This window comes from Halomonas sp. 18071143 (genome assembly GCF_019211725.1).
Lineage (GTDB): Bacteria > Pseudomonadota > Gammaproteobacteria > Pseudomonadales > Halomonadaceae > Vreelandella > Vreelandella stevensii.
Genome location: NZ_CP078120.1, coordinates 273,831 through 297,473 on the forward strand (window position 1 = coordinate 273,831; position 23,643 = coordinate 297,473).

Genomic DNA, 23,643 nt, shown 5'->3' on the forward strand with positions numbered 1-23,643 from the left:
GGAATTGACCCAGGTCAGCAAACCGGCCGACGGGCCGCAACCCGAAAGGTGCGCTGGCTATAATGCCGCCCGTTCAAACAACGGTGACGGTTATGCAAGCTCCCGAACTTCTCTCGCCTGCGGGCACGTTTCACAACATGCGTTACGCGTTTGCCTACGGGGCCGATGCGGTCTACGCCGGGCAGCCGCGCTACTCGCTACGGGTGCGCAATAACGACTTCAAGGTGGCGACGCTGCACCGGGGCATCGAGTATGCCCACGCCAGAGGCAAGCAGTTCTACGTGGCCTCCAACATCGCTGCGCACAATAGCAAGCTCACGACCTACCTGCGGGATATGGAGCCGGTGATCGAGGCTGGGCCGGACGCTCTGATCATGTCCGACCCCGGGCTGATCATGATGATCCGTGAGCGCTGGCCGCACCAAGTCATCCACCTGTCGGTGCAGGCCAACGTGGTGAACTGGGCCGCGGTCAAGTTCTGGCAGCGGCAGGGGATTCAGCGCATCATTCTTTCTCGGGAGCTATCGTTGGAAGAGGTGGCCGAGATCCGCACCGAATGCCCGGATATCGAGATCGAGACGTTCGTTCACGGTGCGCTGTGCATCGCATATTCAGGACGCTGCCTGCTCTCGGGGTACGTCAATCGCCGTGACCCGAACCAGGGCACCTGCACCAACGCCTGCCGCTGGCAATACAAGACGCTGGATGCCACTCAGGATGCCACCGGCGACCTGATACCCGTGGCGGCGGACACCGAGCGGGCCGCGTTGGTCGAAGATGTCTCCCGGCCGGGCAAGCGGATGCCCCTCTACGAAGACGAGCACGGCACTTACCTGTTCAACTCCAAGGACCTGCGCGCCGTGCAGCACGTGGCACGCTTGGCGCGCCTGGGTGTGGCGTCACTGAAGATCGAAGGACGCACCAAGTCCCACTACTACGTGGCGCGCACTGCGCAGGTGTATCGTCAGGCCATTGACGATGCCGTGGCAGGCCGCCCCTTCGACATGGGCTTGATGGATCAGTTGGAAAACCTGGCCAACCGAGGCTATACCGAGGGCTTTTACCGCCGCCATGTGCACGATGAGTTTCAGAACTACGAGCGCGGCCACTCCGTTGGCGTGCACCAGCAGTTCGTGGGCGACATCATCGGCGTCGATGCCACGGGCAGCCTGCTGGACGTCGAGGTCAAGAACCGCTTCGAAGTGGGCGATGCCATGGAGCTGATGCTGCCCGGCGGCAATCGTCGTTTCGTGCTGAAGCAGATGGAAAACGGGCGCGGTGAGTCTCAGGCTGCCGCACCCGGCTCAGGGCATCGTGTCCGCATAGCGCTACCTGGCGCGCCCATCGCCCCGGAGCAGTGGGAGTTTGCCCTGCTGATGCGGGATCTTCCTACCGCTTCCTCCCGCACCTCCGCCCAAGCCAGCCATCTGGGCGTGGCCGTCAGTTGAACGCGTAGACATCCATCGCCAGCACGCCGTGCTCGACGCTATGGTGCAGCCGCTGGCCCTGACCCCCGGCTCCCATGGCGACCAGTAACGGTTGGAAGTGCTCCGGCGTGGGATGGTTACGCTGGGCATGGGGAGCCGTTTGCCATGTCAGCAGCGCCTCCCGCGCGTCTTTTTCCAGTTGGGTGTGTGCCCAATCGGCAAAGGCATCCACCCAGCCTGGTGCCTGGCTGCCCTGGGGCAGTAGCGCATGCAGGTTATGGGTCAGGCTGCCGGAGCCCACGACCAGAATACCTTCGCTGCGCAGGTGGGCAAGCCGCTGGCCCAACTCCATCAGCGCCGCGTTGCTCCACCGGCTGGGAAGCGACAACGACACGACCGGTAGCCTGGCCTCGGGGTACATCAGGGAAAGTGGCACCCAAGCGCCGTGGTCCATGCCGCGCTCCACGAGTCTGGCACCGAGCGTTTTGCCCAGCGTTGCGGCCAGGGCTGGGTCCCCCGGTGCCGGGTACTGCACGGCGAACAACGCTGCCGGAAAACCGCCAAAATCGTGGAGGGTCTCGGGGTGAGCGCTCTGACTGATGAGCAGCTCCGGCGTTTCCCAATGGGCAGAGACCACGACGATGGCCTTGGGGCGAAGCGTCTGGCCCAGCTCACGCAGGAACTGGTGAGCGGGCGTGGGGGTCAGCGCCAGCATGGGCGAGCCGTGAGAGATAAACAGGCTAGGTAACATAAGGCACCTCGATGTGCGGCCTGCCAGCGTAGGCGCGCCAGCAGGCCAGTGGCTCACGCGAAGCGGCGTGCAACGACCAGGCTGCCGCTGCCAAGGCCGGCTTGCACGACCAGTGCAATGGCCCAGAATACCGGGAATTCCCAGCCGCCGCCCGGGTTGGAGAAGAGCCAGCCGTTACCGATATGTACCCAGGCGGCTCCCAGCAAAACCGGTACCAGGGCAAGGCTGACCCAGCGGGTATAGATACCCAGCAGCAAGGCCAAGCCTCCGCCGACTTCCGCCGCAATGGTCAGGTAGGCCAGAAAGCCTGGCAGGCCCAGCGACTCAAAATAGCCGACCGTTCCAGGCAGGGTGAACACGAATACTTTCAACAGCCCGTGGGCCAGGGTCATGATGCCCAGGCTGATGCGCAGCAGGGCAGTGGCATGCAGGTGTGATGCTTGGGTTGTCAGTGTCGTCGTCATGGTGTTCTCTCCTGCTTCCGTCAGGTGCAGCCGCCGGGTGGTGCGCTGTATCAGCCGCGCGCCCAGCGATTCCTCGAGCGCCATGACCCGGCGCGATAGCAAGGTGCGCGAGAGGTCCAGGGCCTCCGCCGCCCGCGTGTAACTGCCTAACTCGGCCACCTTGACGAAGGCTGTCAGTTGGTCGAACTGGGTCATGACCTGAAGAACGCCTGGGCCGCCTGACGTGGGTCAGGATGGCCGCAAATGGCCGAGATCACCGCGAGCCCGTGGGCACCGGCGGCTTTCACCTGGGCGGCGTGCTCGGCTTTCAAGCCGCCGATGGCCACGCTGGGCAGCGGGCAGGCACTGGCCAGTTGGGCCAGCCCGGTAAAACCGATGGGCTGCGCGTGGTCCTGCTTGCTCCCGGTGGCAAACACGGGCCCCAGCCCCACGTAATCCAGCAGCGCCACGGGGGCACGCTGCAACTGCTCCAGGGTATTGATGGAGAGCCCGATGATCGCCTGCTTGCCCAGTACCTGGCGGGCCTGCATCACGTCCGTATCGCTCTGACCAACGTGCAAGCCGTCGGCACCGCTGGCGTGCGCCACGTTCAGCCGGTCATTGATGATCAGCGGCACTCCGCTACCTGCCAGCACTTCCTTGAGACGCTTGGCCTGGGCAATCATGGCTTCGTCGCTGGCCTGCTTGTCGCGTAGCTGGACCAGCGTGACGCCTCCTGCCACGGCGGCTTCCACGGTACGTTCCAGGCCCGTGGAGGCGCATAGCTGAGCATCCGTGACCAGATAGAGCGTAAGATCAACCGACATGTAGGGTCTCCGAGTGAGGTAGTGCAGGCAGGTCATCTGCCGTGAGCGAGTACAGGGTATCCAGCAGCGTCACATAGAAACTGCCTGGCCCTTCGGCCTGCTGCCCGGCGTGACTGCCTGCCAGATTGAAGTAGGTCAGGGCGCCGAGCGTGGCGGCCAGCGGGGCGTGACGGTTGGCCGCCACGAAACCGGCGACCAGCGCGCTGAGCCCGCAGCCCAGGGTGGTTACCCGTGGCATCAGCGGGTGGCCGCCAGTCAAACGATACAGCGACTGGCCATCGGTGACGATATCGGTGGCCCCGGTCATGGCGACGACACACTGATACCGACGCGCTGGGGTGATGGCCGCTTGGGTGGCATCGTCGGTGCTCACCGTGGCATCCACGCCCCGGCCCTGGTGGGCAAGGCCGCTCAGCGCCATGATTTCCGAGGCATTGGCACGAATCACGCTGGGCTGGTAAGCCAGCAGGGACAGGCAAGTTTGCTGGCGCAGCCGCGTGGCACCCACGGCGACCGGGTCCAGCACCCAGGGCACCGCGTGGGTTTGGGCAGAGTGGGCGGCCAGCTGCATGGCCTCGGCCCAAGGGGCAGAGAGCGTACCGATGTTGATCGAGAGCGCTCCCGCGATGGCGGTAAATTCCGCCACTTCTTCCTGGGCATGCAGCATAGCGGGGGAGGCCCCGGCGGCCAACAGCAGGTTGGCGGTACTGTTCATGGCAACGTAGTTGGTGATGCAGTGTACCAGCGGGGTCTGGTCACGCAGCGCGAGCAGCGTCTCGCGTGGGCTGGGTAGGGTCATGACTTCCTCCCGGCAGGGAGGTGGTGAATGAAAGCACCACGACTCCCTACGCCGGTGCTATCCGGTTCAGGTTCAAAGGGTGCTTCTCAGCCGCGTCGCGGCGCCCCTGTCGTAGGCGTACTATCCTCGGCCAGGCGGGATGTGTAAAGCCAATGGCGCGGAAAGATCAGCGAAACGCGATGCGCGTGCCGTAGGTCAGCATTTCATCGGGCGTCATGGCGTTGCCCGCGACGCCGATCATTTCGTCGCCGCACTGGTCAGAGAAGGTCAGCACGCCGTGGGTCAGCCCCAACTGCCCCAGCGCATCGCGGATCTCTCCGGTGCCCAGAAACGTACTGACTTCTCCCTGGGCGTTGCTCAGTTCCGAGACGCCATGAGCATGATGAAAGCGGACCTTGTAGATGCCATCCATCGAGACGACCTCCACGATGGGGGAAAAGCCGTTCTGTAGCGCGTTGGCCAACTGCTTCAACGTCAGGCGATCATCTAGCGTCATTTCAATGTCGGTCATGACACACTCCCAGGCTAACGATACGCTGAATGTACAGCTATAGAGATAGTAGTGTAGAAGAGTTGCATAGAAAATCCACTGCGACCGATGCCGGGGGGAGCGCCCCGTGCGCTGGCAGGCCTAGTGCACTGCATCCAGAGCGTGTTGCTGCAGTTTGATCAGCGGAATGATGTCCAGCGTGCGTGCATTGGTGCCTGACAAAATCACCGGTGGGGCCAGGCCCACCTCTTCAGCCTCTGCCCAGCGGTGGGCACACAGACACCAGCGGTCGCCGGGCTGTAGGCCAGGGAAGCCGTACTCGGGGCGCGGGGTGACCAGGTCATTGCCCTGCGCGCGTGAAAACGCCAGAAACTCCTCGGTGACCATGGCACATACCGAATGAATGCCCACATCGTCGGTACCGACTCGACAAAAGCCATCACGGTAAAACCCCGTCTTGGGTGAGTGACAGCAGGGGGTGAGCGGCTCACCCAGTACATTGAGATCACGTGACATGCGGCCTCCTCAGGCAGGGGCTAGAATTATCGCAGCGCCGCCCTCATACATAAGCCAAGGGTTCGGCGGCGGATTCGATGGGGTTCGCGTTAGCAGCAGCCTAAAGCCTTGTACATGGTACGGGGTTCGTCAAAGTATTTACGTACCAAAGTGCCTGCCTGGTTACCACCATGCAGAGACATCACGCAGCAACAGGAGAGAGTCATGTCGTTTTCAGGTGAACAGCATCCCGGTGTTGCCCCCGCGGCTCCCCAGACCCAAGGGTTTCGGTTGAATCACACCATGCTGCGGGTCAAGGACCCGGAGCGCGCGCTGGCGTTCTATTCCCGCGTATTTGGCATGCAGGTGCTGCGGCGGCTGGATTTCGAAGAGATGCAGTTCTCGCTCTATTTTCTGGCCAACGTGGAAGCCGACGACAAGGTGCCGGAGGACCAGAACGCTCGCACCGCCTGGACCTTCAGCCAGAAGGGCCTGCTGGAGCTGACCCACAACTGGGGCACCGAGACCCAGCAGGACTTTGCCTACCACGACGGCAATGCCGAGCCCCAAGGGTTTGGCCACATCTGCTTCAGCGTGCCGGACCTGGAGGCCGCCCAGGCCTGGTTCGACGAGCACGATGTCACCTTCGTGAAGCGTGCCGACCAGGGCAAGATGAAAGACGTCATTTTCGTCAAGGACGCGGACGGCTACTGGATCGAAGTGATTCAGGCGGATCGCATGGCGGCATTGGGCGGCTAACATGGCACATTTGCTGTTCCGGTTGCGCCACGTGACCGATGAAGAGGCCATGGAAGTGCGCCAACTGCTGGATGAACACGGCTTCGACGTGTATGAGACCCAGGCGGGGTTTTTCCGCCTGGGGGTCGATGCCATCTGGCTGCGCAACCCGGCCCAGCGAGATGACGCCGAGGCGCTGCTGGCGCAGTACCAGGTCGAACGCCAGGCCAGCGCGCGAAAGGCCCACCAGGAGGCGGTGGCCCGCAACGAAGCACCGACCTGGAGGAAGCGGTTACGGGAACAGCCGATTCAGATCGCGCTGGTGATGGTCGCTGTCATCCTGATCGCACTGCTGACCCTGCTGCCGTTCATTGGGCTGGCGCGTTAGCCTGGCACACCGCATCCGTCAGGTGCCCGCGCTTCATGTACATCATGACGCCATGTTCACCGGCGCGCAGCGATGGAGTAGCCTCAGGTGGGAAGCGGCACCAGCTGCCCTGCGGGTATTCGTTGCCCGCCTCGTAGAGCGAGCCTTCCAGTACCAGCAGTTCCAGCCCGCCCGGTAGCGCAGGGTAATCGATGGTCACCTCATGCTCCCAGCGTTCCAGGCTGACCCGCTCCTGTGCGTAGGTATGCAGCATCTTGTAGCCGATGCCTGGCCGCCGGTCGGGCTGCCAGGGCAGGCGGTGGGCAGGAATGGCCAGCTGCAGCAGGTCGTTGTCATCGAACTGATGCAGTTTCACCAGAATCAGCGCACCTTCTTCGCCAATATGGGGCGTATGGCCAGTGCCAATGGGATTGCGCAGGTAGCTGCCCGCAGGGTAGCGGCCATGTTCGTCGGCAAACACGCCCTCCAGCACCAGAATCTCTTCACCGCCGCCATGGGTATGGTGGCTGAACTGGCTGTGCGGCGCGTAACGTACCAGGCTGGTGGCGCGGGCGACTTCCTCGCCAATCCGGTCCAGCATCATACGTTCCACGCCTGCACTGGGCGACGCGACCCAGTGATACTGCTCCGGCGTCATACAGGCAAAGTGGCTAAAATCGGCGTTCAGGCGCATGGGCTTGGCTCTTTGCAATGAGTGAGATGAGCAGGGAGAGGGGCTAGTCTCCTTTATCAGCGCTGCAAAACGCAATCTTCCCTCATGCTTGACCTCGTCATTTGCAAACAAACCGCCGCTCGAAAGCGGCGGTTTTTCATTACGGGGTGTCGGTCAGCGCACTGAGAATATGGTGAGCCGTCTCGATACGCGCCTGATTGGGGTAGTTGCGGTTTGCCAGCAGCACCATGGCGATCTACTCGCTGGGCACGAAGACCACATAGCCGCCGAAGCCATTGGTTGAGCCCGTCTTGTTGTAGTAGGCCGCTTGCCGAGGGGCTTGCGGTGGCGTGAGGCGATGTGCCGGGTTGGGCGCCAAAATCATCTCGAGCGAATTGCCTTCCAGCAGTGTCTCCAGGGTCACCGGGTAGTGATAGTGCTCCCAGCCCAGGCCCTGGGTCATGGGGCCAACGTCGAAGTAGCCTGTGCGTGTCGTTGCCAAGGCGTCATCCAGCCGTTCCGTCGTGCCGCTGGCATTGGCCGGGTCTCGCATGTTCGCCTCCAGAAAGGTCAGCACGTCGGCGGCATTGGCTTTCAGCCCGTAGGCCTGGGCATCCAGCACGCCTGGGTTCACCCGAATGGGCTCATCCTCCTTCGAGTAGCCGTAGGCATAATGTGCCCGTTGCGCGTCGGGCACTTGAAAATGAGTGTGTTCGAGCCCGAGCGGTATGAACAGCGTTTCTTCCATCAGCGTCTCGAAAGGTCTGCCCAAACGTTGCGCGGTGAGATGGCCCAGCAAACCGATGCTCGGATTGGAATACAGACGTTGTGCCCCTGGAGCAGATTCGGGTTGCCATTGGCGGTAGTAATCGATCATTTGCTCTTCTGATGGCACCGAGTCCGGAAACTGCAGCGGAAGCTCGCCTGCCGTGTAGGTGCCCAGTTCCAGCAAGGTGATCTCATCGAAGGCACTGCCTTCAAGGGCTGGCCAGTAGCCGCTGGCGGGGTCAGAGAGGGAAAGGGCACCGCTAGACTGCGCGTAGCCTGTCAAGGCCGCCGTGAAAACCTTGCTGATGGAGCCTAGCTCGAAAAGCGTCTCATCCGTGACCGGCTCCTCCGTCTCCAGGTTTGCAAGCCCATAATTAAAGTAATACGGCTGCCCCTGAATGCTTAGCGCGACGGCCATGCCGGGGATACGATACTGTTCCATCAGCGGGGTGATCGTGCTGTCCAGCAACGCTTGAAGATCGGCCTCGTGAGGCTCTTCGAGCGCCCAGGCTGCCCCGCTGAAAAGTAAGGAGGAGGCCATGAGAAGACAGCGGCGTGCTGAAAACGGCGTGCGCATGCAAAACTCCTGTTGCGATGAGTCATGTCGGTGGAAGGCAGCTCTGGTCGATACAGAAGCCACGGGTGACTAAAATAAAGAGCGCGATGGGTCTCCACAAATGGCAAGATTTTGCATGAGCTATTAGAAAAATTTGGGGGTGGCGCAGTGCGTTCCTATTTGCCGTTGAAGGCTCTGCGGGCCTTTGAGGCATCGGCCAGACATTTGAGCTTCACGCGTGCAGCAGAAGAGCTGCACGTGACACAGGCGGCCGTGAGCCATCAGGTCAAGCGCCTGGAAGGGCTATTGAAGGTGCCGCTATTCACACGTTTGCCCCGAGGGCTAATGCTGACTCAGGAAGGCAAGCTGCTGTTGCCTGTGCTGAAGAATGCGTTCGATCAGATGTCGCATACGTTGGAGCGGTTAGGCGAAAGCCGTCATCGTGAGGTCTTGAACGTGGGTGTGGTGGGTACGTTTGCCGTGGGTTGGCTGCTGCCACGGCTGGCAGACTTTCATGACGCGTATCCGTTCGTCGATTTACGGCTCTCCACCCACAACAATCGTGCCGATCTAGCCGCTGAAGGTCTCGATTTTGCGATTCGCTTTGGCACGGGCGCCTGGCATGGCACGGCGGCTCAGCCACTACTGCCTGCATCGCTTTCGGTGCTGTGTGCTCCGGATATTGCTGCACGGCTCGACACGCCAGCCGATGTGTTGCATGAAACCTGGCTGCGTTCGTATCGTGCCGATGAGTGGGCCGAGTGGTTGTTGGCCGCCGGATTGCCTCGTAGCCTTCCCACGACCCAGAGCATCGTCTTCGACTCTTCCATTGCCATGGTGGAAGCCGCGCTTCAAGGGGTGGGCGTGGCATTGGCGCCACCGTTGATGTTTTCTCGGCAGCTGAGCAGTGGTGCGCTGGTGCAGCCTTTCGACACCACTGTCAGTCTAGGGGGGTACTGGCTGACACGCCTGCAAGCGCGGGCAGAAACCCATGCCATGGCGTCTTTCAGGCAGTGGCTGCTCACCACGATCAACCTGCGTGAGACTGAGCGGTAAGCAGCCGTTGACCTCAATGATCAGTGACGATGACCATGATCACCGTGGTCGTGGTCGTGGTCGTGGTCGTGGTCGTGGTCGTGGTCGTGGTCGTGGTCGCCATGACCATGATCATCATGGCCCGGTTCGGCCAGGGCGGCGTGGAGTACCGTGGCGTTGTGGCGCATCATGCCCAGGTAAGTGCTGGCATCGCCCTCACTGGCCAGCGCATCCGCGTAAAGCGTGCCTGCAATGGGCAGGCCGGTTTCTTCGGCCAGTTGCACGATAATGGACTGGTTGGTCATGTTCTCGTGGAACAGGGCCTGAACGTTCTCCTGCTCGATTACGTCTACTAGTGCTGCCATGCTGGCGCCGCTGGGATCTGCTTCGGTAGAGAGCCCCACCGGCGACAGGAAGTTGACCCCATAGGCACGGGAGAAGTAACCGAAGGAGTCGTGGCCGGTGATGACGCTGGCGGAAGCCGGGATCTCACTGATCAGCGCACGAATTTCGGCATCCAGCTCCGCCATGTCAGCCAGATAGCGATCCGCATTGGCCTGGTACTGCTCGGCGTTGTCCGCATCGACTTCCATCAAACCGTCGCGGATGTTCTCGACGTAGACCCGCGCCTGGGTCATGTCCTGCCAGGCATGGGGATCATCGTCGCCGTGCTCGTGGTCATGACCGTGACTGTGGTCATGTCCATGATCGTGGTCGTGATCGTCATGCCCATGATCGTCATGGCCCGCGTAGGCCAGGGCGTTGATGCCATCCGTTGCGGTGACCACCGGGCCTTGATAGTCGCTGGAGTCGATCAGTCGCTCCATCCAGCCTTCGAACAGCAGGCCGTTGAAGACCACCAGGTCGGCCTCGGCCAGTGCACGGGCATCACCTGGGCGCGGCGAGTAGACGTGTGCATCGCCGTCAGGGCCGACCAGGGAAGTGACCTCGACATGCTCGCCGCCCACGTTCTCGACCATATCGGCCAGAATCGAGAAGCTGGTGACCACCTGCACACGCTCATTGGCGATGGCGGCAGGCAGGGCCAGCATGGCCGAAACGCCTACCAGCCAGCGGGAGGTATGGGAAAGGGACATGACAAACTCCTTTAGTGAATGATCAGGATGTCTGCTCCAGGGCGAGTGGCGTGGTCTTGCGTCGCAGCTTGGCCGCTAAGCTGTGATAGCGGCCAAACAGCGCTGACAACAAGTAAGCCACCCCTGCGAGCAGGATAATGCTTGGCCCCGAAGGGGTATCAAAATGGAACGACAGCAGCAGCCCGCCAGTGCTCGACACCATGGCCAGCACCACCGCGATGCCGATCAAACCTTCCAGCCGCTTGCTCCAGAACCGGGCCGCCGTGGCGGGCAGCATCATCAGCCCCACGGCCATCAGCGTGCCCAGGGTTTGGAAGCCCGCCGTCAGGTTCAGCACCAGCAGCCCCAGAAACACGCTATGCACCCAGCCACTGCGGTGGCTTTGGCCGCGCAAGAACAGCGGATCCAGGCACTCCACCACCAGCGAGCGGAAAATGACCGCCAGCGTGACCACGATGAGCGTGCTGATACCGGCAATCAGCAGCAGGGCGGTCGAGTTGATGGCCAGAATGGAGCCAAACAGCACGTGGGTTAAATCCACGCTGCTGCCGCCCATGGAAATCAACATGACGCCCGCCGCCAACGAAATGATGAAAAAGCTCGCCATGGCTGCGTCTTCCCGCTGGCCGCCCATTTTGGAAACGGCCCCGGCCAGTAGCGCCACCATCAGCCCGAACAGCACGCCGCCCACACTCATCACCGGCAGCGAAAACCCCGCCAGCAAGAAGCCCAGCGCCACCCCCGGCAAAATGGCATGGGCCATGGCATCGCCAATCAGGCTCATGCCGCGCAGCACCAAAAACACGCCCAGCGGCGGCGCGGCCAAGGAAAGTGCCAGCCCACCCACCACGGCGCGGCGCATGAAGCCGTAATCGAACGGCGCGATAAACCACGCGTCAAGCAGTGCCAGCATGACGACCTCCCAACGAGAAGGGCACCACCTGGGCGGGGGCGTGATGAGTGTGCAAGGCACTCGGTGCCACCCAACGGCCATGGCCGCCGCTCAGCATCAGCACCTCATCGGCCAGGCGGCGCAGGTGGTCCATGTCGTGCAGCACGATGATGATCGTCACGCCTTCATCGGCCATCTGGCGCAGGATACGGATCAAGATATCCACCGTGTCGCTGTCCACGTTGGCGAACGGCTCATCCAGCAGCAGCAGCTCGGCTTCCTGCATCAGCGTGCGGCCAATCAGTGCCCGCTGGCGCTGGCCGCCGGACAGCTCGCCCAGTGGCCGATGTGCCAAATGGGAGATGCCCAGCCGCGCCATGATCTCGCGACCCTTGCGGTAGTGCGCCGCGCAGTAACCTTTCATGGCCCCATGGCTTGGCCAACTGCCGGTCATCACCAGCTCTTCCACGCTCATGGGGAAGGTCAGATCCAGAGCCAACTGCTGCGGCAACCAGGCACGACGCGCCTTGTCTACCGTGCACACCACGTTGCCGCTGATGGGCCGGAGTTCGCCCATGATGGCCTGAATCAGGGTGCTTTTACCTGCGCCGTTGGCACCAATCAGCGCGGTGATCGCGCCGCGCTTGATGTCGCCGTCCACATGCTCCAGCACGGTGCGCCCACCCTGTGCCAGGTGCAGGTCGTGCAGTTGCAGGCGCGAAGAGGAACGCTCACTCATAGCGGCCACCCGCCTGCCCACGCCACCAGCCCCCACAACGCCAGCAGGGGAAGGGCAACCAACCCCAGCCGTTTGGTGGCCGACAACGACATCAGCGAAAAATGACAAGGACCTTCCTTGTTATGGCGATGCATGTGCTCACTCATCGAGCAACCTCACTCACGAATAAATAAGTTATAACATAACGAATAGAGAAACAAAAAAAGAGCCGCATATTTTACGCGCTCATGCGGCCCTGACAACGACAAGCGTACCTATAAAAAGTGCCCGGCAAGCCGAGCACGAAAAGCAGCCTGGCCCACCTTCAGAACCGCCAGGTCGCGCTCAGCTGTTGAGGGGTAACCAGCAGGGCATATTCGCCTTCCAGCGTGACCGGGCCCAGCGACACCCGGGCCGGTTGGAAGTGGTTGATCGCGCGGGACGCCTGATGGGGCTGGGTCCAGATCTGTAATTCATTGATCAGCATGCCGGTGGCAAAATTGACCGCGCCATCCCGCTCCCGGCCATCGGCCGCAATCACCGCGCCGGCCACGCTGTTCACCACCAGGGAGCTGACCCGCGCTTCCCAGCCACGGCGTTCGCGTTCTGCCTGGGCCAACTGCAGGCCCAACGCCTGCACCCCGCTCAACTCGCCCTGGGCCTTCAGCCGCTCATACTCTGCCAGCGCCGCCCGATGTGGCTGGCGATCGGTGAGCGTTCCCGCCAGCGCCAGCGCCGACTTCACCACGCCAATGCGCGCATCGAAACGGTCATCGCGGCTGCTGGCCTCGCTGGACTGGTAGGCATCGACCACCAGGCTGGCCGCGTAAATGCCGCTCCAGCCCGCCTCCCACCACTGCGCCTGACGCGCCCCGTTCTCGAACACGCGGTCGTACGTGGCCCACTCATTTCCAGTTTGCGCCTGGGAGGGCAGTGTCAGCATCAGCGTTGTTGCTGCAAAAAGCACTCGCAAATAATGTTGTAACTGCATTGGGAACCGCCTGAAGGGCCGAGACATTAGCGTTAAGCGTAGCATGAGGGGAGTACGAACTTGTAAAAAAGAGGGGTGTTGGCCGCGCTTTGGCTAGTGCTGGCTGGGTTGAAAGCTTATCGACGTCAACGGGCAGCTAGGCGATCTGTTTACTTGCTTACTGCTCGGAGCCGCACTAAGCCTGAAGGCCATTAGCGCGTGCCTGAAAACCGCTTTCCATATTGCGCTGAGCTTCCTTGAGCCAGGTGTCGGCTGCAGAGATAGTAAAGCTACTCTCTCAGTAAAATTCGTTATCGGTGTCCTTGCCGTTAAGAATTTTTGCGATTGTGGCGGCCCTGGAAAGACCTTTCATACTGGTACATTACCTCTGTTGCCTGTAGTAAGCTCATATCAATTCCCTGAGAACACGCTAAAACACCCGGAGTATCATCTTGGTCGATGGAAGTGCAGAAAAACGGCTGTGGGCAGCAGCTGACCAGTTATGGGCCAACACCGGCCTCAAGCCTGCCGAGTTTTCAGCTCCTGTGCTGGGCTTGATCTTCCTGAGATACGCAGAGAAGAAGTACGCTGCCGCTGAAAAGAAGCTGGGACCGGTGGGCTCCGGTGGCCGCCGCAAGGTGAGCAAGGACGACTACCTGGCCGAGGGGGTGATCTTTCTCCCCGAGACCGCCCGCTTCTCCTACCTGCTGTCGCTCACCGAAGGCGACAACATCGGGCGAGCCGTCAATGATGCCATGAAGGCCATCGAGGAGGAGAACCCCGACCTCAAGGGTGCCCTGCCACGCAACTACACCCGCCTGGAGAACTGGGTACTTCAGGAGCTGTTCAAGCTCATCGGCCCGGTGGATCTGTCGGGGGACGCCTTCGGCAAGGTCTACGAGTACTTCCTGGGCAACTTCGCGCTGAAGGAAGGCCAGAAGGGCGGGGTCTTCTACACGCCCGAGTCCATCGTCAAGCTGATCGTCGAGATCATCGAACCCTACCACGGGCGCATCTTCGACCCGGCCTGTGGGTCAGGCGGCATGTTCGTCCACTCGGCAGACTTCGTGGAGCGTCACCACAAGACGGCCATGGACGAGATCTCGATCTTCGGCACCGAGAAGGACCAGACCACCGTCAACCTCAACAAGATGAACCTGGCGGTGCATGGCCTCTCCGGCGATGTGCGGGTCTCCAACACCTACTACGAGGATCCGCACCACGCGGTCTACAAGAACGGTGAGGGCTTCTTTGACTTCGTGATGGCGAATCCCCCGTTCAACGTCTCAGGGGTGGACAAGGAGCGTCTAGAGGGCGACCCACGGTTCCCCTTCGGGATGCCCAAGACCGACAATGCCAACTACCTCTGGATCCAGCTCTTCTACGCGGCCCTGAAGCCCACCGGGCGGGCTGGCTTTGTCATGGCCAACTCTGCAGGGGATGCCCGAGGCAGCGAGCAGGTGATCCGCCAGAAGCTGATCGAGTCTGGTGCGGTGGATGTGATCGTCTCGGTGGGGCCGAACTTCTTCTACACCGTCACGCTGCCCTGCACCCTGTGGTTCTTCGATCGCGCCAAGAGCGAGACTGAGCGTGGTGACAAGGTGCTGTTCATTGACGCCCGCCACCTCTACCGCCAGATCGACCGAGCGCACCGCGACTGGCTACCGGAGCAGATCGAGTTCCTGGCCAACATTGTTCGCCTTTACCGTGGCGAAGAGATCGAGCTCGATCAGGGCAGCGAGCCGCTGCTGGCCGAGAAGGGTCTCGCCGAGGGCTACGCCGATGTGCCTGGGCTCTGCAAGGTGGCGTCTCGCGAAGAGATCGAGGCGCAGGGCTGGTCGCTGAACCCTGGGCGGTATGTCGGGGCAGCGGCTAGAGAAGCCGAGGATGTGGACTTTACGGAGCGCTTGGAGGCGTTGGCTGAGGAGCTGGAGGTGTTGAACGCCGAAGCGAGGGAGCTGGAAGACCAGATTGGCCAAAATGTCGCCCGCTTACTGGAGGTGCCAGCGTGAGCAGTACGCTACACCAGAACTGGGAGCAACTTACCCTTGGGGATCTAGGGCGAGTTGTGACGGGGAGGACTCCGCCATCTAGCAAGCCTGAGCTATTTGGTGACCAATACCCGTTCATAACTCCGACTGACATGGCTTTTTCTGATCGGTCTATACGTCCTGAGCGCGGAATTTCTGACACAGGGGCTGAGAGCCTGTCAAGAATCAAGCTTCCGGCCAAAACGCCCTGCTTTGTCTGCATTGGCGCAACCATTGGGAAGCTCTGCTTAACTTCTGAGGAAAGCTTTACCAATCAGCAAATCAACAGCATTGTTGTCAACAAGGATAGGCACAACCCTGATTTTGTATACTACCTGCTCCGCCATGTATCAGGGCAAGTGAAATCATTGGCAGGTGGGGCGGCAACCCCAATCATCAACAAGAGTGCCTTTAGCGAGGTGCCAGTTCTGGTGCCCTCTCTGGAAGTCCAAGAATCCATTGCCTCCATCCTCTCCACCTACGACGACCTCATCGAGAACAACACGCGCCGCATCGAGATCCTCGAGGAAATGTCCCGGCGGCTGTACGAGGAGTGGTTCGCCCACTTCCGCTTCCCTGGGCATGAGGAGGTGAGCTTCAAGGAGAGTGAGCTTGGGAAGATTCCTGAGGGGTGGGAGGTTGCTTCTCTTGAGTCGTTTGGCACGATTCTGACTGGCAAGACACCCAGCAAGAAAAAGCCTGAGCTATTCGGGAGTGAAGTTCCGTTCATCAAGCTCCCTGATATGCACGGCCAAATCTTCATTACTGAGACTACCGAAGGGCTCTCCCGTGAGGGTCAGCAGTCGCAGTGGAAGAAGACTGTTCCTGCCAACTCTATTTGTGTGAGCTGCATTGGAACAGGAGGAATCGTCGTGATTACCTCGGAGCCTTCTCAGACCAACCAGCAGATCAACACCGTTGTGCCCACCAAGAGCGATCTGAGAGAGTTTCTTTATTTCACGGCACTATTTCTTCGGGATGACATCAATAACTACGGCGCCACTGGCGCGACTATGACGAACCTGAGTCGTGGTAAGTTCGCGTCGCTTAAAGTGATTGCACCCTGCGAAGAGGTGTTGTCTTCATATAGTAAGCTCGCAGCGCCAATGTTCGATCTTATTCTAAATCTGCAACGAGCAAATCGTAGTCTCCGCGCCCAGCGCGACCTGCTACTCCCCAAGCTGGTCTCCGGTGAAATCGACGTATCCGATATTCCCATGCCCGATGACAAGGAGGTCGAAGCCGCATGACGCCCCCTGACCCGACGCATATCTTCCATATCACCGCCCTTGAGAATTTGCAGCAGATCCTCGCGGCCGGTGAGCTACGAGCCAAGCGTTCGTTGGAGCAGGAAGATACGGGTTACACCAACATTGCCCACACAACCATTCAGGATCGGCGTCTTCATACGCCGGTGCCTTGTGGCCCTGGTGGTGTGTTGCATGACTACGTGCCGTTTTACTTCGGGCCACGTTCTCCTATGCTATTCACGCTTTCAAAAGGCAATGTCGAGGGATTCACAGGCGGCCAGCAATCTATTGTCCACATAGTATCCAGCGTCCAGAGAGTAGAGGCAGCTGAACTGGGGTTCGTGTTTACCGATGGCCACGGGATTATGGAGTTGACGGATTTCTACGATGACCTGATCGGACTGAACGAAATTGACTGGCCGTTGATGCGTGCCCATTACTGGGCAGATACTGATGAAGACCCTGACCGTAAACGCCGCAGGCAGGCTGAGTTCCTGGTTCATGGAAGATTCCCCGTTGAGCTCATTATAGGAATAGGGGTGATGAACGAGCACATAAAAGAAGCAGCCGAAACCTTGATCCGACGTTCAGGGCTGAACATTCCGGTGGCCGTCAAAGCCGGTTGGTACTACTGAGGGGGCATTTATGATTGAAACGACACAAGGCAATTTGCTGGAAGCCGATGCCGAGGCCCTCGTCAATACCGTGAATTGCGTGGGTGTTATGGGGAAAGGTATCGCCCTGCAGTTTAAGCAAGCGTTCCCTGAAAACTTTTCGCTGTATGCCCGCGTCTGCAAAGAAGGGGGCATGCTGCCCGGCAAAATGTTGGTCTTCGAAACGGGCGACATGGTCAATCCGAAGTACATCATCAACTTCCCGACCAAACGGCACTGGAAGGGGAAGTCGAAAATGGAAGATATTGATGCGGGCTTGGTGGATCTGGTCGCGCAGATTAAACACTACCGTATTCGATCAATTGCTATACCTCCGCTAGGGGCGGGGCTAGGTGGGCTTAACTGGGCAGACATCAAACCGCGAATTGAGCAAGCCTTTGCAGATCTGCCGGATGTCCGCGTGCTGATGTTCGAACCAAAGGGAGCCCCACCGGTTGAGCAAATGCCAGTGCGCACAAAACGGCCAAAGATGACCCCTGGGCGGGCACTGCTGATTCGGTTGTTAGACCTTTATGGCCGCCAGGGTTACCGCCACAGCTTGTTGGAAGTACAGAAGCTTGCCTACTTTTTACAGGCCGCTGGTGAGCCGATGCGGTTGCAATTCACCGCGCACCACCTTGGGCCCTATGCAGATAACCTAAACCACGCGTTACAGCGGATGGAAGGGCACTTTATTAGGGGCTATGGTGACCGCTCCGGTAATGCTGAAATCCGCCTGATGCCCGGTGCTTTGGAAGAAGCGCAAGCATTTCTGGAAAACAATTCAGAAGCCGAGCACCACCTTGAGCGCGTCAAGGCACTAATAGAAGGCTTTGAAACCCCCTATGGCATGGAGCTGCTGTCTACGATTCATTGGATAGTGACCCATGAGCCTGATAACGCCAGCAGCCTGGAACACCTCAGCGAGCGCGTAGCTGCCTGGAATCATCGCAAAAAGCAATTGATGAAGCCCAAGCATATTCACAAGGCCTATGCGCGCATTGAACAACAAGGATGGGCCTCTGCATGACACCACCGCCATCTCCTGCTTATGCCTACTCTGAGGACGCCTTGGTCGAGCAGCCTGCTATTAAGCTGTTTGCTGACTTGGGCTGGGACACTACCAATCTCTACGGGGAGTGGTCGGGAACGGTATCGAGCGAGGGGCGGCAGACCCAGCAGGATGTGGTGCTGGTGCCACGGTTGCGGCTGGCGCTGGAAAAGCTCAACCCCAAGTTGCTCGCTGATGCGCTGGAGAAGGCCGTTGAAGAGCTGACCCGCGACCGTGCCACGTTGCTAGCGGTGAACGCTAATCTGGAAGTCTATCGGCTGCTCAAGGATGGCGTGAAGGTTGAGGTATCCGAAGACAATGGTGGCACCGCTATCGAGACGGTGCGGGTGATCGACTGGAGCCATCCCGAGACGAACGACTTCCTGCTGACCTCGCAGTTCTGGGTAAGGGGCGAATTGCACACCCGGCGCACCGATCTGGTCGGCTTCGTGAACGGGCTGCCGCTGCTGTTCATGGAGTTGAAGGCCAGTCACAAGACCCTCAAGGCCGCCTATGACGGCAACCTGAGCGACTACCGCTCGGTGATCCCCCAGCTGTTCACCTACAACGCTGTGGTGATGCTCTCCAACGGCTCCGAGACCCTGGTGGGCAGCACCTTCTCCCCCTGGGAGCATCTCTTCGAGTGGAAGCGCATCAACGACGAGGGCGAGAAGGGCGTGGTGTCCTTGGAGACCGCCATACGAGGTATCGCCGAGCGGGCGCGGCTGCTGGACATCGTGGAGAACTTCACGGTGTTCGAGGAGGCCCAAGGCGGCACCATCAAGAAGATAGCCAAGAACCACCAGTACCTCGGGGTGAACAAGGCCATCGCCGAGTTGCTGCGGATCAAGGATCGCCCTGCTGGTGAGGCGGGTCGGCTGGGGGTGTTCTGGCATACCCAGGGCTCAGGCAAGTCGCTCTCCATGGTGTTCTTCACCCAGAAGATCCACCGCACCATCCCCGGCAACTGGACGTTCGTGATCGTCACCGACCGCAACGAGCTGGACGAGCAGATCTACAAGACCTTCGCTGCCACCGGGGCGGTCAACGAGGTGGAGGCCCACGCCGAGAGCGGTGCCCACCTCAAGCAGCTGCTCAGCGAGGATCACCGCTACGTCTTCACGCTGATTCAGAAGTTCGGCACCAGGCAGGGCGAGACCTACCCCAAGGTCTCTGACCGCCAGGACATCATCGTCATCACCGACGAGGCCCACCGCTCCCAGTACGACACTTTGGCCATGAACATGCGCACAGCGCTGCCCCATGCCGCCTTCCTAGGTTTTACCGGCACACCGCTGATGGCCGGTGAAGAGAAGACCAAGGAGGTCTTCGGCGACTACATCTCGGTCTATGACTTCGGGCAATCCATCGCCGATGGTGCCACGGTGCCGCTCTACTACGAGAACCGTATCCCCGAGCTGCAGCTGATCAACGAGAACCTCAACGACGACCTGACACGGCTGCTGGAAGATGCCGAGCTAAACGAAGATCAGGAGAAGAAAGTCGAGCGGGTCTTTGCTCGGGAGTACCACCTGATCACTCGCGACGACCGCCTGGAAGCCATTGCCGAGGATCTGGTGCAGCACTTCGTTGGTAGGGGCCACCAAGGCAAAGCGATGATGGTCTGCATCGACAAGGCCACCGCCGTGAAGATGTACGACAAGGTACAGGCCCACTGGAAGGGCTACCTGGCCCGTCTTCAGGCTGACCTGGCGTCTGCCCCTGAGGAACAGCAGGAGGCGCTCAAGCACAAAATCGGGGTGCTGGAGACGACCGATATGGCGGTGGTGGTCTCCCAGGGGCAGAACGAGGTGAAGGAGCTGGCGGACAAGGGGCTCGACATCTTGCCTCACCGCAAGCGCATGGTGGAGGAAGACCTCGACGAGCAGTTCAAAGATTCTGGTGGCCCGCTGCGCTTGGTGTTCGTCTGTGCCATGTGGATCACCGGCTTCGATGTTCCGTCCTGCTCGACCATCTATCTTGATAAGCCGATGAAGAACCACACCTTGATGCAGACCATCGCCAGGGCCAACCGCAAGTTTCCCGGCAAGGAAGCGGGTCTGATCGTGGACTACGCGGGTGTCTTCAGGAAGCTGCAGGAGGCGCTGGCCATCTATGGTGGGGCTTCATCCAGGGTAGCTGAGCCGAGGGCAGGATACGGTGATGAGCCACCCCAAGGCGGTGACGCACCGATCCACCAGAAGGCCGAGCTGGTGGAGTACCTCAAGCATCTGTTGGCCAAGGGAATTGGCTTCCTGACTGAAAAGCAGATTGATCCCGAAGCGATCAAAACGGCTGGAGGCTTTGATAAGGTGGCCTTGCTGGACGATGCGGTAGAGAAGCTGCTGGAAAGCGAGGAGACCAAGAAGTCCTTCCTGCACCTCGCCAGGGCGACCTCCCGAGTCTACCGAGCCATTCTCCCCAATCCCTCAGCCAATGAGTTGGCCCCCGATGCGGTGCTGCTCTCCGTGCTGGCCCAGAAGATCAAGGCGCTGGAGCCCGAGGTGGACATCTCTCAGGTGATGAGGGAGGTGGATGACCTGCTGGATCAGTCGGTAGCCCCGGTGCCCTACGTCATCGAGGAGACGGACGAGGAGAAGCTCTTCGACCTCAGTCAGATTGACTTCGAAAAGCTCAAAGAAAAATTCAACAGTGGCAAGAAACGCACCGAGACCGAGAAGCTGCGGGCGCTGCTAAACCAGAAGCTGGAGAGCATGGTGGCCAAGAACCCCAGCCGCACCGACTTCATGGAGAAGCTGCAGAAGCTGATCGAGAAGTACAACTCGGGCAGCCTGAACATCGAGGCATTCTTCCAGCAGTTGATGGCGTTCACCGAGGAGCTACAAGCGGAAGACCAGCGAGCGATCCGCGAGGGGCTCTCCGAGGAGGAGCTGGCGCTGTTCGACATCATCACCAAGCCAGCCCCAGAGATGAGCGACAAAGAGGTAGCGAAGGTGAAGGCCATGTGTCGGGAACTTCTGAAGACCCTCAAGAAAGAGAAGCTGGTGCTGGACTGGCGCAAGAAAGCCCAAGCCAAGGGGGATGTTCGCCGTACCCTGGAGATCGTCTTCGACCGGGGGCTGCCGGACAGCTTCGATGAGACGATCTACAACGAGAAGTGCGAGGCCGCCTTCCACCACCTGATGACCAGTTATTACGGTGGTGGGCAGAGCGTTTATTCGGTAGGCACATGATTCAAACGTACACAACCAGGGAGCTGTAACACAAGTGTTGAGGCGGTGAGTTCATGCAGGTGCCTGCCGCATGGGTGGCCCATGCTTAACCCCCACCCCAACATGTCGCCCGAGCGGGGGCCGTGGTTACTCTTTTTCGTTCTCTTCTTCCTCTTCCCAGTGTTCCATGGCGCGTTTGTCGTCGGGTAGGCGGACGATGTCGCCGATGTCGATTTTCTGGTGTGATTTGAAGCGGTGGCCGTGTTCGTCGAGGATGGCGGCGACGCTGCCGATGCTGACGGCGTCGTCGTCACGGTAGGCTTCTACTTTGACGCGTACGATGCGGCCCTGGTAGCGGGCGGAAAGGATAGCGCCGGGGTAGGGGGAGGTGTGGTCAGGGTCGTTCTTGAAGTACTCCACCACGCTCGCGCTGCCGGGGTCGTCCCACTCAATGTGTTTATGCATAGGAAGGCTTCCTTTCGTGGGTCTAAAAAAGGGTTCCTTTTCAGTGTAGTTTGCGTTGGTAGAAGTCAACCAATGTTCGTGGACACCGTGGGCTGGGCCGCTTAACTTAATCGTTTACGAACCAGAGAGCAGAGCGCCCATGCACTTATACCATGCGCTGTTCGAGCAGTCGGCGACCCCGCTGTTTGTGATGATGTGCGATGGCCAGGCGTGCGTTCAGGGCAATGCTGCTTTTCGGCGTACGGTCGGTTGGCAAGCCATGGGCTCGGAAGCGGCCTTGGGGCGCTGTTTTCCATTGGATGGGGCGAGCGTGCTGGACACTATTCGCCGCTGTGACGAACAGCAGCAGCCATGCGCGTTGAATGTCCGGTGAGGGGAGTCGGGGCGGGCGTGGCAACTGCAGCTTTCGCCCGTGCGCGATGGGGGGCCAGCGAGCAGCGCTTTCGCCAGCTGGTCGAGCAGGCCAACGATATCATCTACACGCTGAATGCCGAAGGCACGCTGACCTATGTGTCGCCGAACTGGCCGTGCATTCAGGGCCATGAGGTCGAGGAGGTGCCGGGGCAGGTGATGAGCTTTCTGGGGATTTCCCATGATGTGACGCCACGCCGGGAGATGGAGCAAAAAGTGCTGCATCTGGCCCAGCACGACACCTTGACCGACTTGCCCAATCGGTCACTGTTCTTCAGTCACTTGAGCAGTGCCATCGCTCAGTCCAAACGATGCGATACACCGCTGGCGCTGTTGTTCATCGACCTGGATGATTTCAAACCCATCAACGATCGTTTTGGTCATGGCGTCGGCGACCAGTTGCTGCAGGCCGTGGCCCAGCGTCTCCCTGCACGCTGCTGAAGAGTCCACGCTGATCCACTGCGCCGACCAGGCGATGTATCAGGCAAAGGCGCAGGGGCGTAATCAGGCGGTGCTTTATGCACCTGCGTCGTCAGATGCGTCGTGACCCACGTACTGGAACAGGAAGTTGAGCGCGGCGGGTAGGCTGGCGCGCCACACACGCCAGGTGTGCCCACCGGGGTACAGGTCTAGCCGCACCAGCCCTGGCTGAATGCGTTCCATGGCCTGGCGTAGCTGACGAGCGTGGTATTCGGCGTCGTATACGTCACTGCGCCCGGCGCTGATGTAGAGCGGCACGGGCGGAGTGTCGCCCTGTTCGGCGGCGGGGCGCGGTGTGACCTGAAGGCGATAGTGTTCCAGGTGCGCGGGGTAATTGAGCTGCTCCCACAGTGCCTGGTCGAACTGGCCCCGTTCATCCAGAAAGGTGGGGTGGCGGTGCGCCGACGAGTTGCTGGGCGGCGTGGGCACGTAGCTGGCAGGGCTCAGCGCGGCGGCGGCGGCAAACATTTCGGGGTGTTCCAGCGCGAAGTTGAGCGCGCCGTAGCCGCCTGCCGAAAGCCCAGCCACCCCTCGCTGCTCACGAGTGGTGCCCACGTGGTAGTGGGCTTCGATGTGAGGCATCAGGTCGTTGAAAAAGGCGCTGCGGGCGGGTTCGTTATGGCCATCTACCCACCAGCTGCGGCTGCCTGGCATCACGAATACGGCGGGGGGAATATGCCCTGCCTGAATCAGTCGGTCTGCCACTTGTGGCAGGTTGCCCCGAGTAGCCCAGTCCAGCTCGTTACCGAAAGAACCGTGCAGCAGGTAGATCACGGGGTAGGGCGTTGTCGCTTGGCTGTCATAGCCATCGGGTAAATACAGCGTATAAGGGTAATCGTAGCCCAGCGTGGGGGAGTAGAACTGCTCGCGCACCACCTCGCCTGCCAGTGCGACGTTGCTCAACACCAGCCAGCCAAAGAGCCCGGCCAAGCGTCCAGCCAGCAGAGCAATGCGTTGCAAGGCAGTTCTTCTGATCACGGGGCCTCCGGAATTTACGGGCATTTACAAGGTCGGACAGCAGGCGGCTCGCGGGTGTTCACTCTCGGCCGCTATTAACAGGATAGCGGCTAGGCGGTGCGCTGGG

The 23,643-nt window shown here is 60.4% G+C and carries 25 protein-coding genes, 2 pseudogenes and 1 riboswitch; of the genes and pseudogenes, 11 read left to right on the forward strand and 16 right to left on the reverse strand.

Features of this window, described 5'->3' with window-relative positions; translation table 11 throughout:
• Positions 1–92: 92 nt before the first annotated feature.
• Entirely contained in the window at positions 93–1,448 is a 1,356-nt protein-coding gene (gene yegQ / locus KVY02_RS01375) for a prephenate-dependent tRNA uridine(34) hydroxylase TrhP (protein ID WP_218314148.1), read from the forward strand.
• On the opposite strand, the gene KVY02_RS01380 is transcribed toward yegQ, so the two are convergent.
• The 7 genes and pseudogenes from KVY02_RS01380 to KVY02_RS01410 form a co-directional block, all read right to left on the reverse strand.
• Positions 1,441–2,178 carry a DODA-type extradiol aromatic ring-opening family dioxygenase gene (locus KVY02_RS01380; RefSeq protein ID WP_016915795.1) on the reverse strand — a complete coding sequence of 246 codons (738 nt, stop codon included), beginning with the start codon at positions 2,176–2,178 and terminating at the stop codon, positions 1,441–1,443. The genes yegQ and KVY02_RS01380 overlap by 8 nt on opposite strands.
• Before the next feature lie 53 nt (positions 2,179–2,231).
• Positions 2,232–2,642: a DoxX family protein gene (locus KVY02_RS01385; RefSeq protein WP_016915796.1), complete on the reverse strand. Its 411-nt coding sequence runs from the start codon at positions 2,640–2,642 to the stop codon at positions 2,232–2,234.
• 6 nt (positions 2,643–2,648) lie between these two features.
• Positions 2,649–2,837 (reverse strand): annotated as a pseudogene (locus KVY02_RS01390) (LysR family transcriptional regulator); the annotation flags it as partial.
• Positions 2,834–3,448 carry a thiamine phosphate synthase gene (gene thiE, locus KVY02_RS01395; RefSeq protein WP_081192061.1) on the reverse strand — a complete coding sequence of 205 codons (615 nt, stop codon included), beginning with the start codon at positions 3,446–3,448 and terminating at the stop codon, positions 2,834–2,836. The gene thiE and the pseudogene KVY02_RS01390, both read right to left, overlap by 4 nt.
• Entirely contained in the window at positions 3,438–4,247 is an 810-nt protein-coding gene (gene thiM / locus KVY02_RS01400; protein ID WP_218314149.1) for a hydroxyethylthiazole kinase, read from the reverse strand. Before thiM ends, thiE begins: the two co-directional genes overlap by 11 nt.
• A gap of 26 nt (positions 4,248–4,273) precedes the next feature.
• A riboswitch (TPP riboswitch) is annotated at positions 4,274–4,365 on the reverse strand.
• Between the two features lie 48 nt (positions 4,366–4,413).
• On the reverse strand, positions 4,414–4,758 hold the full coding sequence (locus KVY02_RS01405; RefSeq protein WP_218314150.1) for a hypothetical protein: 345 nt from the start codon (positions 4,756–4,758) through the stop codon (positions 4,414–4,416).
• A gap of 120 nt (positions 4,759–4,878) precedes the next feature.
• Positions 4,879–5,253 (reverse strand): DUF2237 family protein, encoded by a 375-nt coding sequence (locus KVY02_RS01410; RefSeq protein WP_016915801.1) that lies wholly within the window; start codon positions 5,251–5,253, stop codon positions 4,879–4,881.
• A gap of 204 nt (positions 5,254–5,457) precedes the next feature.
• Between KVY02_RS01410 and gloA the strand changes: the two genes are divergently transcribed.
• Positions 5,458–5,991: a lactoylglutathione lyase gene (gloA, locus tag KVY02_RS01415; RefSeq protein ID WP_016915802.1), complete on the forward strand. Its 534-nt coding sequence runs from the start codon at positions 5,458–5,460 to the stop codon at positions 5,989–5,991.
• A 1-nt stretch (position 5,992) separates the two neighbouring features.
• Positions 5,993–6,358: a DUF6164 family protein gene (locus KVY02_RS01420; RefSeq protein ID WP_218314151.1), complete on the forward strand. Its 366-nt coding sequence runs from the start codon at positions 5,993–5,995 to the stop codon at positions 6,356–6,358.
• Here KVY02_RS01420 and KVY02_RS01425 read toward each other — a convergent pair.
• The gene (locus KVY02_RS01425; RefSeq protein WP_218314152.1) at positions 6,339–7,031 is read right to left on the reverse strand and encodes a cupin domain-containing protein; all 693 of its coding nucleotides are present in this window, start codon (positions 7,029–7,031) and stop codon (positions 6,339–6,341) included. The genes KVY02_RS01420 and KVY02_RS01425 overlap by 20 nt on opposite strands.
• 139 nt (positions 7,032–7,170) lie before the next feature.
• Positions 7,171–8,319, reverse strand: a pseudogene (ampC, locus tag KVY02_RS01430) (class C beta-lactamase).
• Between the two features lie 183 nt (positions 8,320–8,502).
• On the opposite strand from ampC, the gene KVY02_RS01435 reads away from it, so the two are divergent.
• Positions 8,503–9,390 (forward strand): LysR family transcriptional regulator, encoded by an 888-nt coding sequence (locus KVY02_RS01435; protein ID WP_218314153.1) that lies wholly within the window; start codon positions 8,503–8,505, stop codon positions 9,388–9,390.
• 20 nt (positions 9,391–9,410) lie between these two features.
• On the opposite strand, the gene KVY02_RS01440 is transcribed toward KVY02_RS01435, so the two are convergent.
• From KVY02_RS01440 to KVY02_RS01460, 5 genes are all read right to left on the reverse strand, one after another.
• The gene (locus KVY02_RS01440) at positions 9,411–10,466 is read right to left on the reverse strand and encodes a metal ABC transporter solute-binding protein, Zn/Mn family (protein ID WP_218314154.1); all 1,056 of its coding nucleotides are present in this window, start codon (positions 10,464–10,466) and stop codon (positions 9,411–9,413) included.
• A gap of 22 nt (positions 10,467–10,488) precedes the next feature.
• Positions 10,489–11,379, reverse strand: a complete 891-nt coding sequence (locus tag KVY02_RS01445) for a metal ABC transporter permease (protein ID WP_096921635.1) — start codon at positions 11,377–11,379, stop codon at positions 10,489–10,491.
• On the reverse strand, positions 11,363–12,097 hold the full coding sequence (locus KVY02_RS01450) for a metal ABC transporter ATP-binding protein (protein WP_218314155.1): 735 nt from the start codon (positions 12,095–12,097) through the stop codon (positions 11,363–11,365). The genes KVY02_RS01445 and KVY02_RS01450 overlap by 17 nt, the downstream gene beginning before the upstream one ends.
• Positions 12,094–12,243, reverse strand: coding sequence for a hypothetical protein (locus tag KVY02_RS01455; RefSeq protein ID WP_167385702.1), 150 nt, complete (start codon positions 12,241–12,243; stop codon positions 12,094–12,096). The genes KVY02_RS01450 and KVY02_RS01455 overlap by 4 nt, the downstream gene beginning before the upstream one ends.
• A 158-nt stretch (positions 12,244–12,401) precedes the next feature.
• Complete coding sequence (locus KVY02_RS01460) at positions 12,402–13,067, reverse strand: hypothetical protein (protein WP_256357545.1); 666 nt, start codon at positions 13,065–13,067, stop codon at positions 12,402–12,404.
• 431 nt (positions 13,068–13,498) lie between these two features.
• On the opposite strand from KVY02_RS01460, the gene KVY02_RS01465 reads away from it, so the two are divergent.
• Genes KVY02_RS01465 through KVY02_RS01485 form a run of 5 tightly spaced genes read left to right on the forward strand, consistent with a single transcriptional unit; the run spans position 13,499 to position 21,224 of the window.
• Positions 13,499–15,058, forward strand: a complete 1,560-nt coding sequence (locus KVY02_RS01465; RefSeq protein ID WP_218314156.1) for a class I SAM-dependent DNA methyltransferase — start codon at positions 13,499–13,501, stop codon at positions 15,056–15,058.
• A 56-nt stretch (positions 15,059–15,114) separates the two neighbouring features.
• A complete protein-coding gene (locus KVY02_RS01470; protein WP_256357599.1) occupies positions 15,115–16,326 on the forward strand; it encodes a restriction endonuclease subunit S in 1,212 nt (403 codons plus the stop codon).
• Complete coding sequence (locus tag KVY02_RS01475) at positions 16,323–16,961, forward strand: type II toxin-antitoxin system toxin DNA ADP-ribosyl transferase DarT (RefSeq protein WP_218314158.1); 639 nt, start codon at positions 16,323–16,325, stop codon at positions 16,959–16,961. The genes KVY02_RS01470 and KVY02_RS01475 overlap by 4 nt, the downstream gene beginning before the upstream one ends.
• Before the next feature lie 10 nt (positions 16,962–16,971).
• A complete protein-coding gene (locus KVY02_RS01480) occupies positions 16,972–18,009 on the forward strand; it encodes a type II toxin-antitoxin system antitoxin DNA ADP-ribosyl glycohydrolase DarG (protein ID WP_081137940.1) in 1,038 nt (345 codons plus the stop codon).
• The gene (locus tag KVY02_RS01485; RefSeq protein ID WP_218314159.1) at positions 18,006–21,224 is read left to right on the forward strand and encodes a type I restriction endonuclease subunit R; all 3,219 of its coding nucleotides are present in this window, start codon (positions 18,006–18,008) and stop codon (positions 21,222–21,224) included. The genes KVY02_RS01480 and KVY02_RS01485 overlap by 4 nt, the downstream gene beginning before the upstream one ends.
• Before the next feature lie 126 nt (positions 21,225–21,350).
• Here KVY02_RS01485 and KVY02_RS01490 read toward each other — a convergent pair whose 3' ends face one another.
• Positions 21,351–21,668 (reverse strand): hypothetical protein, encoded by a 318-nt coding sequence (locus KVY02_RS01490; RefSeq protein WP_081137944.1) that lies wholly within the window; start codon positions 21,666–21,668, stop codon positions 21,351–21,353.
• A 139-nt stretch (positions 21,669–21,807) separates the two neighbouring features.
• Between KVY02_RS01490 and KVY02_RS01495 the strand changes: the two genes are divergently transcribed.
• Positions 21,808–22,041 carry a hypothetical protein gene (locus KVY02_RS01495; RefSeq protein WP_218314160.1) on the forward strand — a complete coding sequence of 78 codons (234 nt, stop codon included), beginning with the start codon at positions 21,808–21,810 and terminating at the stop codon, positions 22,039–22,041.
• Between the two features lie 17 nt (positions 22,042–22,058).
• Positions 22,059–22,520 (forward strand): diguanylate cyclase domain-containing protein, encoded by a 462-nt coding sequence (locus tag KVY02_RS01500; protein WP_218314161.1) that lies wholly within the window; start codon positions 22,059–22,061, stop codon positions 22,518–22,520.
• A 75-nt stretch (positions 22,521–22,595) separates the two neighbouring features.
• Here KVY02_RS01500 and KVY02_RS01505 read toward each other — a convergent pair whose 3' ends face one another.
• Complete coding sequence (locus KVY02_RS01505; RefSeq protein ID WP_218314162.1) at positions 22,596–23,519, reverse strand: alpha/beta hydrolase; 924 nt, start codon at positions 23,517–23,519, stop codon at positions 22,596–22,598.
• Between the last annotated feature and the right edge of the window lie 124 nt (positions 23,520–23,643).